Consider the following 14,058-nt stretch of genomic DNA (forward strand, 5'->3'; position numbering starts at 1 on the left):
TAATAGGAGGGGGAAAAGATATGGACGTTATGATCAGGCGCGGTGATTCTTGTTGGTACTACAGCCGGCTGTTCAGTATAGATCTCCAACTGATTCATGATTCAAACGAGGGGATTGACCCGAATCAGCTTGCCATTGGGCAGCGTGTTAAGATCCCTGGCTTTGTGGCTTCTGACTATCAGCTCAAAGCAGGTGACTCTTTATGGTCGATTGCCAGAAACCGCACCATTTCTTTAGATGCTTTATTTCTGCTGAATCCATCCCTGAATGTGAATACACTTCAAATCGGACAGGTTATATTCCTTCCTCTGAGGATTACATGGCGTCTTGTTACAGCGAATCAGGAATACAGCTATGCAAGAATGATTAATGACTTAAATCGGCTCAGACAGGTTTATCCATTTTTGAAAATGCCATCGGCAGGAGAAACAGTCCTTGGAAAGTCGATTCCGGAGGTCCTTCTTGGAAAGGGAGACAAGAGAGTCCACTATAATGCCTCGTTTCATGCAAATGAGTGGATTACGACTCTTACAGTCATGACTTTTTTAAATGATTATCTGCTCTCGCTGACAAATCAAAATCCAATTCGGGGCGTCTGGATGAATCAGTACTACCAGCAAACTTCCTTATCGATTGTCCCGATGGTCAATCCAGATGGTGTGGACCTTGTTTTGAATGGTCCGCCTGAAGATGAACCTTACAGAAGCAGGGTGCTTGATATGAACGGCGGCAATGATGATTTTTCGGGATGGAAGGCTAATATTAACGGTGTCGATTTGAATGATCAATTTCCTGCAAGATGGGAATTGGAAAAAGAGAGAAATCCGCCAAATCTAGGACCGAGGGATTATCCAGGAGAAGAACCGCTGACGGAACCTGAAGCGATTGCGATGGCCACTTTAACAAGAAAAAGAGACTTCGATAAAGTGCTCGCATTCCATACACAGGGAAAAGTGATTTATTGGGGATTCGAAAACTTGGAACCTTCAGAAAGCCGTTCAATTGCTGCAGAATTTTCAAGGGTAAGTAATTATGAACCGATTCAGTCCATTGACAGCTATGCAGGATATAAAGATTGGTTTATTCAAGACTGGAGAAGGCCGGGGTTTACTGTGGAGTTAGGACAAGGGGTCAACCCGCTGCCGCTTACTCAATTTCCGGAAATATATGAAGAGGCATTGGGAATCTTTTTAGCTGGATTGTATATGTGAAGATAAAATTCGATTTTAAGTGTTATTTAAAGCTGATATTTAGAATTTCTTTGATGATTTTGTACAAAATACGAATAAATAATTATTTAATATGTTTTATAGTTCGTATATAATGGAGGTGACTGATAGAAGGGAAGAGGGATGGAGAATGCTAAAGACGAAAAAAATCTTATTGCTTGGATCAGGAGAGTTAGGAAAAGAAGTCATTATTGAAGCTCAGCGATTAGGAGTTTTAACTGTAGCTGTGGACCGGTATGAACATGCGCCGGCTATGCAGGCGGCCCACAAAAGCTATGTAGTGGATATGCTGGACGGAGAAAAGGTACGTCAAATCATCGAAACAGAGAAACCTGATTTGATCGTTCCGGAAATTGAAGCCATTGCAACTTCTGAACTGATTGAATTGGAGAAAGAAGGATTCGATGTGATTCCGACAGCCCGCGCAGCCAGGTTAACAATGGATCGGGAAGGCATTCGGAGGCTGGCAGCAGAAACGCTGGAGCTTCCTACTGCCCAATATCGCTTTGCCGATACATACGAAGAATTCATACGCAGCGCTCATGAAATTGGGTTTCCGAATGTTGTGAAACCATTAATGAGCTCTTCCGGCAAAGGGCAGAGTGTATGCCGGACAGAAGAGGATTTGGAGAAATGCTGGAAAGTTGCCCAGGAAGGCGGCCGGGTGCAGAATGGAAGAGTGATTATTGAAGAATTTATCACGTTTGATTCTGAAATTACGCTGCTGACTGTCCGTACCGTCGAAGGAACAAAATTTTGTCCGCCGATCGGCCATATCCAGCAGGGCGGAGATTATATTGAATCTTGGCAGCCGCATGCCATGAATGAGGCGCAAATCCAAGAAGCGGAAAGAATTGCCCTGGCTATCACAGATGAACTTGGAGGACTCGGATTATTCGGCGTAGAATTATTTCTGTCAGGCGATAAGGTGTATTTCAGTGAAGTTTCTCCCCGCCCTCATGATACGGGATTAGTTACACTGGCTACCCAGAATTTATCTGAATTTGCGCTTCATATCAGGGCCATACTCGGTTACCCAATTCCGGAAATCAAACTCTTGAGTCCGGGGGCAAGTAAGCCATTGAAAGCACCTGAAGAGCTCGCGGAATACTCTATTGAAGGAGCGGGACAGGCACTTTCCCTTCCGAATACTCAGATTAGGATTTTTGGCAAGCCCAATACTAAGCCAGGACGCAGAGTGGCTGTTGCGCTAGCAGCTGCTGATTCAGCGGAAGAGGCCCGAAAAGTTGCAAAGCAGGCTTTATCTTGTCTTGAAGTAAAAGCATAACTCCGACAAGAAGCCTAGAATCCTTTCCAAATGGATTGAAGGGGCGGGCTCTGGGAGAACATGAGGCTTAAGCCGTGCCCCGTAAAGCAGCTCTAGAATCAACATCTATAAAGAATAAGTGGAAAATATCCAATTTCTCGTGGGAAATTGGATATTTTTATGTCCTAGACGATTATATTTTGAGATCAGCTTGTGGCCTTGCCGGGACTGTTCTTTTTCCATACCTTTTTGCGCATGATGAAGGAAGCAATTCCAATCAGTACGACGACAAGCAGACTGGCATAAAATCCAGGACGGATATGTTTCTCAAAAAGGGTTCCTGCGACTCCTGCCAGAAGCAAGAGCAACCCTATCCAAGCAAAAAGCTTATTCATAAACGTGTTTTTTAAGGTTTTAAAAGAAGATATGATGATAAAAGCCCAGTTATATAAAATTAATATTCCGGCTGCTGTCGTGATGTATTCATAAATTTTACCCGGAAGCAATAAGGCGGTAATGATGGATACAAGTAATCCGGCTGCCCCTAAACCGAGTGAAGGCAATGGAAGGTCCTTCATTTTCTTTACTTTTTTGCAAAAAAAGAAGGTGCATCCCCATCGTTTGCCATTGTCACAAGCAGGTTTGTCACGCCAAAAAGTGAAGCAGTCATCGTAGAGAAACCGGCAATAATAATAGCTGCATTAAAGACATGCGGGAAAAAAGGTAAGTGGAATCCCTCCATGGCTGTAACGAACGGGCTTTTTTTATCAGTGAAAGCCTCAAGGGAAACCATTGCTGTGGCGAGGCCGAGAGATACAACATAAATGATGGTCAATAAAATGAGCATAACTGTTCCTGATTTAGGCGCTTCTTCCTTTTCTTTAAGCTGCATTGCCATTAAACCAATGACTTCTATCCCGCCAAATGCATAAAAGGCATAGATCAGCGATGTCCAGAAGCCTTTCCACCCATGAGGGAAAAATTCTCCGGCAGAAGTTGGCCAATCTGAATGTATATGTCCCTTAAAGTCAATCCATCCAAAAACCCCGCAGGCAGCTAAAATGATGAACATGACAATAGCGGCAGTTTTAATTACTGCCAGAATGTTTTCGACTCGGTCGAACCCTTTTGTGCCTAATAGAACAACGAGAATGGCCAGGATGGCAAAACCGGCAGCGAATATCCACAAAGGCACCTTCGGAAACCAAAATTGGGAAAGGATAGAGAGTGCAGTCAGCTGGCTTCCCATAATCAGGATGTTCGAGGACCAGTAATTCCAGCCGCAGCTAAATCCAGCCCATTTTCCATAGGCCTTATTGGCATAATAACAAAAAGAACCCTCTTGGGGATCGGCGGCTGTCATTTTAGCCAGTAAATTGAAAACGATATAAGTGCCTAAAGCTGCCAAGATAAAGGAAAAAATGATAGAAGGTCCAGTGGCCATGATTCCAATGCTGGATCCAAGAAAATAACCGGTCCCAATCGTACAGCCCACGCCGATCAATGAGAGCTGCCACCATTCCAGGTCACCTTGTTTTTGCTTTGTATGTTGGTTTTTACTTTTATGATTTGCGGCTTTCTTTTTCTTCTTGCTCATATATATCCCTCCATACTTATAGTGTTCATGGTTAGAGAGAAAATATGTAGATGAAAATAAGGAAGGAACTGGGCAGCAGTTTCATACATGATCAAGTTTTTCAGTTACATACTAAAGAGTGAAATATCTATCCTATCGATGAGGTGATACAGAATGAGTTATAAAGATCAGTTAGATCCACATTCTCAGAAATTTCACCACAATTGGACAAGACCTAAACGCTCAAAGTCTCAAGTAAATGGCCACACCATGATGTCCCAAACAAATATTATCTTGAGGAGCAATGCGAAGGCTCACAGATGGTGACGGGTATTTCAAAAACAGGAAAGAAGCGTGAGGCTTCTTTCCTTTCTTTCGTTGTTATGGTAACATAAAGTCTTAACTTGAATAGGACGTGATATTTATGATTAATATAGAAATGCCTCATATCGATTTAACCATTTCTCAAAGAAAACAGGAAGTAAAAGAAGGCGAACCGCTTATTAAGGATATATACGGATTTATTGATTTTCACCTTATTCCGCGGGATAGAGGCGGCATCTTTATGTTTTATAACAACAGAGATGAATTATTATTTGTCGGTAAGGCTCGAAAGCTTCGCCAAAGAATTAAGAAACATTTTGAAGATAATGTATCCCCGATCAAAAACCATCGCGGAGAAGTTAATAGAATCGAAATTGCCTATGTAGAAGAACCGGTGGAGCGGGAGATTTACGAAACATATATCATTAATCATCTGCAGGCAAAGTATAATGTGGATAAAGTTTTCTTTAGGTAATTCATTTAGTAAAGCTGAATGCGAAAAAGGCAATCAGCTTTTTTATTTTTAAGTGGATAATTTGGTCCATATTTCAAAACTTTAGTGTTTGCTTCAAGCCTGGCGAAACACAGCAATTTACAGTCAATTTGTTTTAGTGTATCGTATAAAACAAGATATTTAATGAAACATACTGAAATAATGATGTCTATGGTTTTGTAGAGTTAGAAATCAGATACATTGTTAGAGAGTGAAGGACGTGGAAAAGAAGGATGAGTTCCATTTCAAAAGTAGGTAAATATCTTAATGAAAATGCAAAAGATTTAGCAAATGAGATAGTAGATGAGATTGTAGATCGGTTTACTTTTACTGTCCCGAAGCCTGAGATTGAACAGGCAAAAGTCGTTTACTTCCAATTTATTCAATTTATTGGAGAGGCTGTGACTTCTCCTGAAATCATCGTGCCGCAGGAGATTTTGGACTGGAGTAAACAGAATGCTGAGCAAGAGGCTTCCTTAAGGGGGAGAATTTCAAATATTATAGAACGGTATTACGATACACGATTGGTGTTTATTGATCGGATGACAGATATCGCGATTGACCATGGACTCTCTACAAAGGATGTTATTCGAGTAACGAAGTGGGTGAATTGTATTCTGGATGTCAGCATCACAGAAACCGTTCGTGAATTTGAAAGATTTACTCAGGACCTTATTAAGCATCGCCAAAAAGAAATAAATAAATTGTCTGCTCCCATAGTGCCGATTCAGGATTCCATTGCGGTTCTTCCGCTTGTCGGTTCTTTTGATTATGATCGGGTAGAGCATCTTGTGACCAGTGTGGTTTCCAAAATTGCCGGGCTGAATATAGAATGCCTGATTATTGATTTTTCCGGGATAGAGACCATTGATGCCGAAATTGCAGGATATATATTTAATATGTATGATGCCCTTCGTCTGCTGGGGATTCATGTAATTGCTACCGGCATTCGTCCTGATTTAGCCAATCAGGTAGTCAGAAGCGGAATTGATTTATCTACATTGACCACATATGCAACGGTCAAGCAAGCTATAGAGAGCATGAACGATGAGTGAAGCAGGCGGCAGTGTGTAAATGCTGCCTTTTTTGTTTCTAAGAAGGATGGAATCCAGGTTGGATCCCTTTTTGCAGGAAGTCAAGTTTTTTTTCGTCTTCTGCTGGCAGTTGTCATAAAATATTCAGATTTTGCAAACCTGTTTGTCCATTTTTCGTGAGATAATGTAATGGATGAACTTGAGAAGCATGAAAAAAAGGCTGACACAGTTGCTGTGCCAACCTTTTTATTGATGATTTAATAAGCTAGACTGAAAAGTCCTTTAATATGTGATAAATAACGAACATTGCTAGCTTCCTTCATTAAGGAAGCTGGAAGACCTTTTAATTGGGTCTCATTAGCCCCGACTGTGGCTACGGCATCTTTACGTCCAAGACTTGCAAGAGTCCCTGAGTTTACAGGTGCGAATTCTTTCATGGCTTGTCCTTTTAAAGAAGCGAAAAGGTTATATCCGACAAGTTCTCCCATCTGCCAAGCGTTTTGTGCGGTTGGAGCATATGGGCGCCCGCCTTCTTTAGGGAAAGCAACGGCACTGTCGCCGACAACGAAAACATCTGAATGAGATGTGGATTGTAAATACTCGTTCACGGTAGCGCGTCCGCGGTCTACTGCGATTCCTGATTCACCCACTAGTGGATTGCCTTGTACGCCGCCAGTCCAAACGAATGTATTGGCTATGATTTTTTGTCCGTCTTTTAGATCGATGACATTTCCAGAAACATTTGTGACAGGAAGACCTGTTAAGAACTCAACACCGCGTTTTTCAAGGCTGGCTGTTGCGCGTTCAATAAGAACATCTGGAAGAACAGGAAGGATCTTAGGACCTGCTTCAACCAATTTAATTTTAAGATCGCTAAAGTTTACACCATAGCTTTCAGCGATTTTAGGGAAAGTATCGACAATTTCGCCTACAAGTTCAACGCCAGTTAAACCGCCGCCGCCAATTACGATCGTAGCATCTTCTTCTTTTCTCGTTTTGGAATATTCCTGGATACGTTCTTTAATATGCCTGAAGATTTGCTTAGCATCTTCTGCAGACTTAAGAACCATACTGTTTTCTTCCAATCCTGGAATACCGAAGTAGGCTGTTTTGCTGCCTAAAGCGACAACAAGAGAATCGTAAGTTAAAGTAGAGCCGCCGGCTAACTTTACTTCTTTATTGTCTACAGAGAAAGATTCCACTTTAGCAATGCGCAAATCAATGGCTTTTCCTTTAAGAAGTTTTTCCAGGGGCATAGCAACAGCTTGTTCAGAGACATTCCCGGCAGCTAAACGGTGAAGTTCTGTAATGATTTGATGAGTTGGATATTGGTTAACTACTGTAACCTTTGCTTCAGATACATTTAAATATTTACGAACGGTTAAAGCAGTAAGAAGTCCGCCATAACCTGCACCTAAGATGACGATATGTTTTGACATCATTATTCCTCCGTCCTTACTAGTTAATGAAACGATTATTATTTTACACGGTTTGCATTAAGTTCTAGATAAGCATTTAAGAAGCGGAAAAGCTTTTGGGCTTGAGGGTCTTTCATCATGCGAAGAAGACCGAACACACCGATTACTTCATTGCTTTGTTCAGCGCGGTCTTTAGCTTCAATAGCAGTGGCAGCAATGTTTTTTACTGAATCTTTAACAGGCTCCACAATTTCTTTAATGGCTCCCACAGTATCGCTTTTCAAAACATCATCTGTCGCAACGGATTGAGCAAAGTCATATGATTTTGTTAATACGTTTACAAGCTCAGTCAATTTTGGCAGCTGCTCTACCAATGCTGTAAGTGATTCTTGAACTTCAGGTTTTAATAGCTGATCAAGAATGTCTGCTTGTTGACGGGCTAGCTCAGAGTTTGTTTCAGTAGTTGTTTCTGACATATCCAATTCTCCTCTACTATAAGTATTCTTGCTAGATGTGTAACCAATGGGAAAAGGTCCTTACTTATTGAAAAAGAATTCGCTTCCATAAAAAAGAAGACTAAGAATTGCGGCTGATTTATACCGTTCACTGCTTCCTGTTGTGATGAATTCTGTAAGGGAGCATGAGGTTATTTCAGTGACAATTTAAAGTTTGTTTAGTTATTCACATACTAGCCGATATTTCCCCAAAGACATTATAACAGAGTATGTTAATACATACCATACTTGCTTGCATAACTAATATACTCCCATTTTCTTATAATATCAATTGCATTGTTTGCTCATGATCTCATCATTTTTTTTGATATCTTTAGTGTGGTTCTGGCGGGCAGGATTTTGCCGGCCTATTTAATTTTGGTTAAATGGAAAATTCGATAAGAATTTATCAACTATTATTTGTCTTTCCGTATGATAATGGATATACTGGGTGGACAAATACATATATAAAGGAGCAGGTATAATGAATAAAATTGAAGTGGGCGAAATTCTGATCTTTGCAGATGAAAATGAAGAGGAACAGGAACTGGAGGTTCTTGGCACCCTTGAAGTAGAAGGAACAGAATATGTCGCAGTTGGATTGGTTGAGGAAATCGAAAGAGAAACTGAAGAAGATATCGATATTTTCTTCTTTAAAGTAGATGCTGAAGGAGAACTTAAGGATATCGAAAGCGAAGAAGAGTTTCAAAAAGTCGCTGGAGTTTTTGAAGCAAATATGGAAGCATAATAAAGAAATGAGACACAGGGATGTGTCTTTTTTTTGTGGGTTTTTGATGGTTTCAGGGCTGCGGTTTTGGGGGATTAAGTAGGTACGTCGAAAGGAGAGATGTACAATGGCGAATGATACAGAAGGAAAAGTGGAGACCCAGCTGGAATCCATGGGAGATGACAAGAAAGAAGACGTCCTGCAAAACTTTGAAAAATTTAAAAATTATCTTGCTGAAAAAGTAGAAAAAGGTGAGATGCTGGGAATGAATGAAGAACAGCTTGCTAAAGCGGCTCAAAAGGCAGCTGATTATTTAGCGAAGCATGAAGAGCCCAGGAATCGGGAGGAAAAACTTCTTCAGGAGCTCTGGAAGGTGGGCACTGAGGAGGAACAGCATAAGCTGGCACATATGCTGGTGAAATTAGTTCAATAGTAAAAGAGACCGGACAGAAGTAGATCATTCTTAGAGAGCAGGATAACTGAAACGAAAATCTGTGTATAAATATCAAATTTCTCAGTGAGAAATTTGATATTTTTTAGCTCAGCTGCTTTTTGAATACAGCGATTTTACGCTTCCCTCCATTTTTTAGGCTGTCCATAGCATCTTTCAATTTTACCGGCATAGGATAAAGGTATTCAGCGGGGGTGAGACAGATGGCGGTAGTTAAGCATACACAGTCCGATTTGGATTTGCTGGCGAGGCTGCTAAGAGCGGAAGGTGAAGGGGAAGGGACACAGGGAATGCTGATGATTGGGAATGTCGGAATCAACCGGATTCGCTCAAATTGTTCAGATTTCAAAGGACTCAGAACGATTCCTCAGATGATTTACCAAGAGCATGCTTTTGAAGCAACCCAAAAGGGATATTTTTATCAACGGGCGAGGGAGAGTGAGAGACGGCTTGCCCGAAGAGCGGTAAGAGGAGAACGGGTGTGGCCTTCTAAATTCAGTCTTTGGTATTTTCGTCCGCCGGGCGACTGTCCGTCTACATGGTATGGGCAGCCGCTGGTAGGACGCTATAAATTGCATTGCTTCTATGAGCCTACGGGAGAAGAGTGTGAAAACATTTATAATACGTACTGATAAGGCAGAGCCTGGAAATCTTCTCTGAAACGGAAACCCATGAAGCATAAAAAATATCAAATTTCCCTTTGAGGAAATTTGATATTTTTGATTTATCCCAGCTGCTTAGATCAATTTTACAAGAATTCTTCCTCTTGCCTGTCCTTTAAGGAGGGTAGGCAAAATATCCGGGAGCTCGTGAAGGCTTACTTCCTTTTGAATAAAGGATTCAAGGTTTGCCGGTTTGAATTTGCCTGCAAGAAGCTCCCATGTCTTAAGGCGCGTCTCCATTGGACAATAGACAGAGTCGATTCCCAATAAATTTACACCTCTTAAAATGAAAGGGAAAACAGTTGCCGGCAGTTTGGTTCCGCCAGTCAGTCCGCTGACGGCAGCTGAACCTCCATAACGAATCTGACTTAATATGGAGGCAAGCTGCTCACCGCCGACAGGATCAATAGCCGCTTGCCATTTTTGTTTGCCTAAAGAACGGAGCCTGCCATCATAAACATCTTCCCGTGAAAGGATGGTGTGTGCACCCAGCCCTTTTAAATAGCCATGCCCGGATTCCTTGCCTGTACTTGCTTCCACTTCATATCCTAACGTCGATAAAATGGATACTGCGAAGCTTCCGACTCCTCCGGTTGCTCCGGTGACAAGTACACTTCCCTTTTCCGGCGAAACCGAATTATCTTCAAGACGCTGAACGGAGAGGGCTGCGGTGAATCCGGCAGTGCCAATAATCATGGCTTCTTTTAAAGAAAGTCCTTCTGGAAGCGGAACGACCCATTTGGAAGGAATACGGGCATATTCACTATATCCTCCGTAATGAGTAACCCCTATTTCATAAGAAGTGGCAATGACTTCATCGCCTTCTTTGAATTTCGGATCCTGTGATGAAACAACAATCCCGGCGAGATCGATTCCGGGCACCATTGGATAGGAGCTGACAATATTCCCATCTGGAATGCCTGCCAGACTGTCTTTGTAGTTTACTCCTGAATAATGAACCTGGATCACTACTTCGCCATCAGGCAAATCATTCCCTGTTATCGTTTGAATTGCTGCAGAAAAATCTCCATCTTGTTTATTGACAACCAATGCTTCAAATGAATCCTTCATTTTCTCCAATCCCCTTTCCGAATGATCATCCATACTCATTATAGAAGATGAAGAAGAGCGTCGGCTAATAATTCGTTTTAATTGTGAAAAGTAGTAAATGTCTGCAAAAAGAAAAGGCCAGATGAAGAGTGATACAGCCGGCCTTTTCTAGACATTATTTTGCTGTTTTGACATCCGGGTTAAGCCGTAATGTTTCGATAATCCGATTTGTTATGTCTTTTACCTCCAGGCCGTCTGTCTGGATTTTGAGATGGTGATTAGAGTATATGGCCTGCCGGTTGGTGAAAAGCTCTTTCATTTGCTCCGTTGTTTTTCCCTGGAGGATGGGTCTGCTGTCCATGATCAAGCTGATTCTGTCTTTCCAGGCATCCCAGGATATATCCAAAAAGATCACGACACACTCGGACAGGCAAATGTCTCTGATTTCCTGCTGAAGAAAAGCTCCTCCTCCTACAGAAATAACTTTTTGTTTCTCCATACAAAATTTATGGATGGTCGTTTTTTCTTTTTCGCGAAACGCCTTTTCTCCAATTTTCTCGAAGATGGCTGATGTCGGCATTTTAAGTTCCTGTTCGATTTCCTGGTCTATATCAATAAACTCTCGGCCGAGTTCCTTGGCGACTGCTTCTCCGACTGTTGTTTTTCCCGCCCCCATGAAACCGATAAAAACTAAGCTCTTCTCTTGTAAAGCAATATTCTCGTTACTCATATAAAGTCCTCTTTCAACAATAGAATGATCCTGCAAAACGCTAGCTCTAAAAAGCTTGCTTTAAGTTAGGGAAATTATAATATAATTCACTCTATTTGTAAAAAACACGATGGGCTGGAATATAAAACAGGCTGCTATTTGGAAGCAGCCTGTTTCACGATATGGAATGCAATTTATTGAATCATATTCAAAAAGCGGCGGGTGCGTTCTTCCGAGGGATGTACGAATACCTTTTCGGGCAGCCCGCGTTCTACAATCACACCTTGGTCCATGAAAATCACTTCATCTGCTGCTTCTTTTGCAAAACGCATCTCATGGGTCACGACAATCATGGTCATTCCTTCCCGGGCAAGGTCTTTCATGGCTTGAAGGACTTCTCCGACAAGTTCAGGATCTAAAGCGGAGGTTGGCTCATCAAAAAGCATGACTTTAGGCTCCATGGCCATTGCCCTTGCAATGCCAACCCGCTGCTGCTGTCCTCCTGACAATTGAAACGGGTAAAAGTCAGTCTTGTCACCCAGTCCGACTTTCTTAAGCAGCGCCTCAGCTTTTGCCTGTGCCTGCTGTTTTGATTCTCCTTTAACAATAACGGGACCTTCCATCACATTTTCCATTGCTGTCTTATGTGGGAAAAGATTATAATTTTGAAAAACCATTCCTGTCAAACTGCGAAAAGAAGTGATGGTCCGTTTGCTGACCCGCTGTTTGAAATCAACGATTTTCCCATCAATTTCTACTGTGCCATCTGTCGGGATTTCCAGGAGATTTAAGCAGCGCAGGAATGTGGTCTTGCCGGAACCGGAAGGACCGATCAGCACGATGACTTTGCCGCGCTCGATATTTAAATCGATTCCTTTCAGGACTTCCAGATCATTAAATGATTTATGAAGGTTTTTAATGTTTATCATCGGGTTAACTCCTTTAAACTAGACACTTCTATTTGGATACGTAACGGTCAAGCCTTGTTTCAATTCTGTCTTGAATGATGGACAGGATTGTGCACATCACCCAATAAAGAAGCGCGGCTTCAGTATAAATCAATAGAAATTCATAATTAGTTGCGGCGATTTCCTGGGCCCGGCGAAACATTTCAGTAACCAATACAAGTGAAGCAAGAGATGTATCTTTGACAAGGCTTATAAAAGAGTTGGAAAGCGGCGGTATGGAGACACGTGCCGCTTGAGGCAAGATGACTCTTTTTAATGCCTGGGTATAAGTCATCCCAATGGAATAAGCTGCTTCCCACTGTCCTTTCGGAACCGATTGAATGGCTGCGCGGATAATCTCCGAAGCATAGGCACCTACGCTTAATGAAAAACCAATAATCGCAGATATAAACGGATCCAGTGTCACCCCAAGGTTCGGCAATCCGTAGAAAATAATAAATAATTGCACAAGTAACGGTGTCCCTCGGATGATTGACACATATACCCGTGCAATAATGTTCAAAAATTTAAAACTGGATAAACGTGCTAAAGCTGTAAGAACAGCCAGTATAAGTCCGATAATAAATGAAATCAGTGTCAGTGGCAGTGTATATTGGACAGCTCCCTCTATCATTGGAAAGAGGGAGGTCCGGGCAATGGTCAGGAGGCGTTCAATGCGCTCCGGGTCTTGAAAAATATTACTTAGGAGAAACATCTTCGCCAAACCATTTCTCTGAAATTTTTGCGTATGTGCCGTCTTTTTTCATGTCGGCTAACGCTTTATTAACTTCTTCCACTAACTTATCGCTGTCCTTACGGAACATCAGTCCGCTTGCTGCTGCATCATCCGCTTCATCGGCAATCTTGACTGGTGCATCCGGACGCTGTTTTTTATAGTCTAAGAAAGAAATTTTATCATTAATAGTGGCATCTACTCTTTTGGTGGCAATAAGCTCTGCAGATTGTGTGAAGCCTTCTACTCCTTGCAGGTCAGCGCCGTATTTCTTAGCTAAATCTCCGTAATTGCTTGTAAGGGACTGTGCTGCTTTCTTGCCTTTAAGGTCTTCAAATGATTGGATGTCTTCATTATCTTCATGAACGACCAGGACGGCGGCTGATTCAATATAAGGATCGGAAAAATCGTATTTTTGTTGTCGGTCCTCACGGATTCCAACTTGGTTAGCGATCATATCGAAGCGTTTTGCATCCAGTCCGGCAAACATGCCATCCCATTGTGTTTCTTTAAATTCTGCTTTTACGCCGAGGCGTTTGGCCACTTCTTGGGCAATTTCTACGTCAAATCCTGTCAGTTTGTTGGCGTCATCATGAAAAGTGAAAGGAGGGTACGTTCCTTCTGTTCCAATTCGAATGACTCCTTCATCCTGGATTTTTGAATATACGTCTTCTTTTGATGAATTATTATCTGCCTCATTTTTCTCTTTTGCACCGCATGCAGCTAAAACTAAACTGAATGCAAGCAGAAGAGACATGAGTGCCCATGCTTTTTTCATAGTATAACCCCCAGTATCCTTATCTGATTTCCTTATAACATCATAGTGATAATATGAGAAGCTACTAAAGAAGTCAAGAAACTTACCTTCCTATTGTTGCATTTTTCGACAAAAATATTCAACTTATAGGATTCCCTGCGCGGAAATAAAATGGCTTTCTGATACT

Annotated in this window: 15 protein-coding genes and 1 pseudogene; 8 read left to right on the forward strand and 8 right to left on the reverse strand. The window is 41.8% G+C overall.

Going from position 1 to position 14,058, the window contains the following annotated elements; genetic code table 11:
• The first annotated feature begins 20 nt into the window (after positions 1-20).
• Together BQ4305_RS15910 and purT are read left to right on the forward strand one after the other, a co-directional pair.
• Complete coding sequence (locus BQ4305_RS15910; RefSeq protein ID WP_110928681.1) at positions 21-1,211, forward strand: M14 family metallopeptidase; 1,191 nt, start codon at positions 21-23, stop codon at positions 1,209-1,211.
• Positions 1,212-1,359: 148 nt separating this feature from the next.
• Positions 1,360-2,517 carry a phosphoribosylglycinamide formyltransferase 2 gene (purT, locus tag BQ4305_RS15915; RefSeq protein ID WP_110928682.1) on the forward strand — a complete coding sequence of 386 codons (1,158 nt, stop codon included), beginning with the start codon at positions 1,360-1,362 and terminating at the stop codon, positions 2,515-2,517.
• A 185-nt stretch (positions 2,518-2,702) separates the two neighbouring features.
• Here purT and BQ4305_RS15920 read toward each other — a convergent pair.
• Positions 2,703-4,093 (reverse strand): annotated as a pseudogene (locus tag BQ4305_RS15920) (amino acid permease).
• Between the two features lie 153 nt (positions 4,094-4,246).
• Here BQ4305_RS15920 and BQ4305_RS15925 point away from each other — a divergent pair.
• From BQ4305_RS15925 to BQ4305_RS15935, 3 genes are all read left to right on the forward strand, one after another.
• On the forward strand, positions 4,247-4,399 hold the full coding sequence (locus BQ4305_RS15925) for a YpzG family protein (protein ID WP_110928683.1): 153 nt from the start codon (positions 4,247-4,249) through the stop codon (positions 4,397-4,399).
• A gap of 91 nt (positions 4,400-4,490) precedes the next feature.
• Entirely contained in the window at positions 4,491-4,871 is a 381-nt protein-coding gene (locus tag BQ4305_RS15930; RefSeq protein WP_234396993.1) for a nucleotide excision repair endonuclease, read from the forward strand.
• Positions 4,872-5,122: 251 nt separating this feature from the next.
• A complete protein-coding gene (locus tag BQ4305_RS15935; protein WP_110928685.1) occupies positions 5,123-5,944 on the forward strand; it encodes an STAS domain-containing protein in 822 nt (273 codons plus the stop codon).
• Positions 5,945-6,180: 236 nt separating this feature from the next.
• Here BQ4305_RS15935 and BQ4305_RS15940 read toward each other — a convergent pair whose 3' ends face one another.
• Both BQ4305_RS15940 and BQ4305_RS15945 read right to left on the reverse strand, forming a co-directional pair.
• Positions 6,181-7,362 (reverse strand): NAD(P)/FAD-dependent oxidoreductase, encoded by a 1,182-nt coding sequence (locus tag BQ4305_RS15940; protein ID WP_110928686.1) that lies wholly within the window; start codon positions 7,360-7,362, stop codon positions 6,181-6,183.
• Positions 7,363-7,400: 38 nt separating this feature from the next.
• On the reverse strand, positions 7,401-7,817 hold the full coding sequence (locus BQ4305_RS15945) for a helical membrane plugin domain-containing protein (RefSeq protein WP_110928687.1): 417 nt from the start codon (positions 7,815-7,817) through the stop codon (positions 7,401-7,403).
• Between the two features lie 502 nt (positions 7,818-8,319).
• Between BQ4305_RS15945 and BQ4305_RS15950 the strand changes: the two genes are divergently transcribed.
• From BQ4305_RS15950 to BQ4305_RS15960, 3 genes are all read left to right on the forward strand, one after another.
• Positions 8,320-8,583 carry a DUF1292 domain-containing protein gene (locus BQ4305_RS15950; RefSeq protein WP_110928688.1) on the forward strand — a complete coding sequence of 88 codons (264 nt, stop codon included), beginning with the start codon at positions 8,320-8,322 and terminating at the stop codon, positions 8,581-8,583.
• A gap of 106 nt (positions 8,584-8,689) precedes the next feature.
• The gene (locus BQ4305_RS15955) at positions 8,690-8,995 is read left to right on the forward strand and encodes a DUF3243 domain-containing protein (protein WP_110928689.1); all 306 of its coding nucleotides are present in this window, start codon (positions 8,690-8,692) and stop codon (positions 8,993-8,995) included.
• Positions 8,996-9,216: 221 nt separating this feature from the next.
• Positions 9,217-9,645: a cell wall hydrolase gene (locus BQ4305_RS15960; RefSeq protein ID WP_110928690.1), complete on the forward strand. Its 429-nt coding sequence runs from the start codon at positions 9,217-9,219 to the stop codon at positions 9,643-9,645.
• A gap of 105 nt (positions 9,646-9,750) precedes the next feature.
• Here the strand turns inward: BQ4305_RS15960 and BQ4305_RS15965 are convergent, their stop codons facing one another.
• The 5 genes from BQ4305_RS15965 to BQ4305_RS15985 all read right to left on the reverse strand — a co-directional run bounded on the left by BQ4305_RS15965 (position 9,751) and on the right by BQ4305_RS15985 (position 13,892).
• Complete coding sequence (locus BQ4305_RS15965; RefSeq protein WP_110928691.1) at positions 9,751-10,746, reverse strand: NADPH:quinone oxidoreductase family protein; 996 nt, start codon at positions 10,744-10,746, stop codon at positions 9,751-9,753.
• A gap of 154 nt (positions 10,747-10,900) precedes the next feature.
• Positions 10,901-11,455 (reverse strand): shikimate kinase, encoded by a 555-nt coding sequence (locus tag BQ4305_RS15970; RefSeq protein ID WP_110928692.1) that lies wholly within the window; start codon positions 11,453-11,455, stop codon positions 10,901-10,903.
• 173 nt (positions 11,456-11,628) lie between these two features.
• Positions 11,629-12,363: an amino acid ABC transporter ATP-binding protein gene (locus BQ4305_RS15975; RefSeq protein ID WP_110928693.1), complete on the reverse strand. Its 735-nt coding sequence runs from the start codon at positions 12,361-12,363 to the stop codon at positions 11,629-11,631.
• Positions 12,364-12,391: 28 nt separating this feature from the next.
• A complete protein-coding gene (locus BQ4305_RS15980) occupies positions 12,392-13,096 on the reverse strand; it encodes an amino acid ABC transporter permease (protein WP_110928846.1) in 705 nt (234 codons plus the stop codon).
• On the reverse strand, positions 13,080-13,892 hold the full coding sequence (locus tag BQ4305_RS15985; protein ID WP_110928694.1) for an amino acid ABC transporter substrate-binding protein: 813 nt from the start codon (positions 13,890-13,892) through the stop codon (positions 13,080-13,082). The genes BQ4305_RS15980 and BQ4305_RS15985 overlap by 17 nt, the downstream gene beginning before the upstream one ends.
• Positions 13,893-14,058 lie beyond the last annotated feature (166 nt).

Origin of the sequence: Bacillus massiliglaciei (assembly GCF_900098925.1) — a bacterium.
GTDB classification, from domain to species: Bacteria; Bacillota; Bacilli; order Bacillales; family DSM-1321; genus Peribacillus; species Peribacillus massiliglaciei.

Coding starts and splice junctions, on each gene's coding strand:
- BQ4305_RS15925 (WP_110928683.1), top strand. CDS start 4,247: ATGAGTTATAAAGATCAGTTAGATCCACATTCTCAGAAATTTCACCAC.
- BQ4305_RS15955 (WP_110928689.1), top strand. CDS start 8,690: ATGGCGAATGATACAGAAGGAAAAGTGGAGACCCAGCTGGAATCCATG.
- BQ4305_RS15935 (WP_110928685.1), top strand. CDS start 5,123: ATGAGTTCCATTTCAAAAGTAGGTAAATATCTTAATGAAAATGCAAAA.
- BQ4305_RS15950 (WP_110928688.1), top strand. CDS start 8,320: ATGAATAAAATTGAAGTGGGCGAAATTCTGATCTTTGCAGATGAAAAT.
- purT (WP_110928682.1), top strand. CDS start 1,360: ATGCTAAAGACGAAAAAAATCTTATTGCTTGGATCAGGAGAGTTAGGA.
- BQ4305_RS15940 (WP_110928686.1), bottom strand. CDS start 7,362: ATGTCAAAACATATCGTCATCTTAGGTGCAGGTTATGGCGGACTTCTT.
- BQ4305_RS15965 (WP_110928691.1), bottom strand. CDS start 10,746: ATGAAGGATTCATTTGAAGCATTGGTTGTCAATAAACAAGATGGAGAT.
- BQ4305_RS15960 (WP_110928690.1), top strand. CDS start 9,217: ATGGCGGTAGTTAAGCATACACAGTCCGATTTGGATTTGCTGGCGAGG.
- BQ4305_RS15945 (WP_110928687.1), bottom strand. CDS start 7,817: ATGTCAGAAACAACTACTGAAACAAACTCTGAGCTAGCCCGTCAACAA.
- BQ4305_RS15970 (WP_110928692.1), bottom strand. CDS start 11,455: ATGAGTAACGAGAATATTGCTTTACAAGAGAAGAGCTTAGTTTTTATC.
- BQ4305_RS15985 (WP_110928694.1), bottom strand. CDS start 13,892: ATGAAAAAAGCATGGGCACTCATGTCTCTTCTGCTTGCATTCAGTTTA.
- BQ4305_RS15980 (WP_110928846.1), bottom strand. CDS start 13,096: ATGTTTCTCCTAAGTAATATTTTTCAAGACCCGGAGCGCATTGAACGC.
- BQ4305_RS15975 (WP_110928693.1), bottom strand. CDS start 12,363: ATGATAAACATTAAAAACCTTCATAAATCATTTAATGATCTGGAAGTC.
- BQ4305_RS15910 (WP_110928681.1), top strand. CDS start 21: ATGGACGTTATGATCAGGCGCGGTGATTCTTGTTGGTACTACAGCCGG.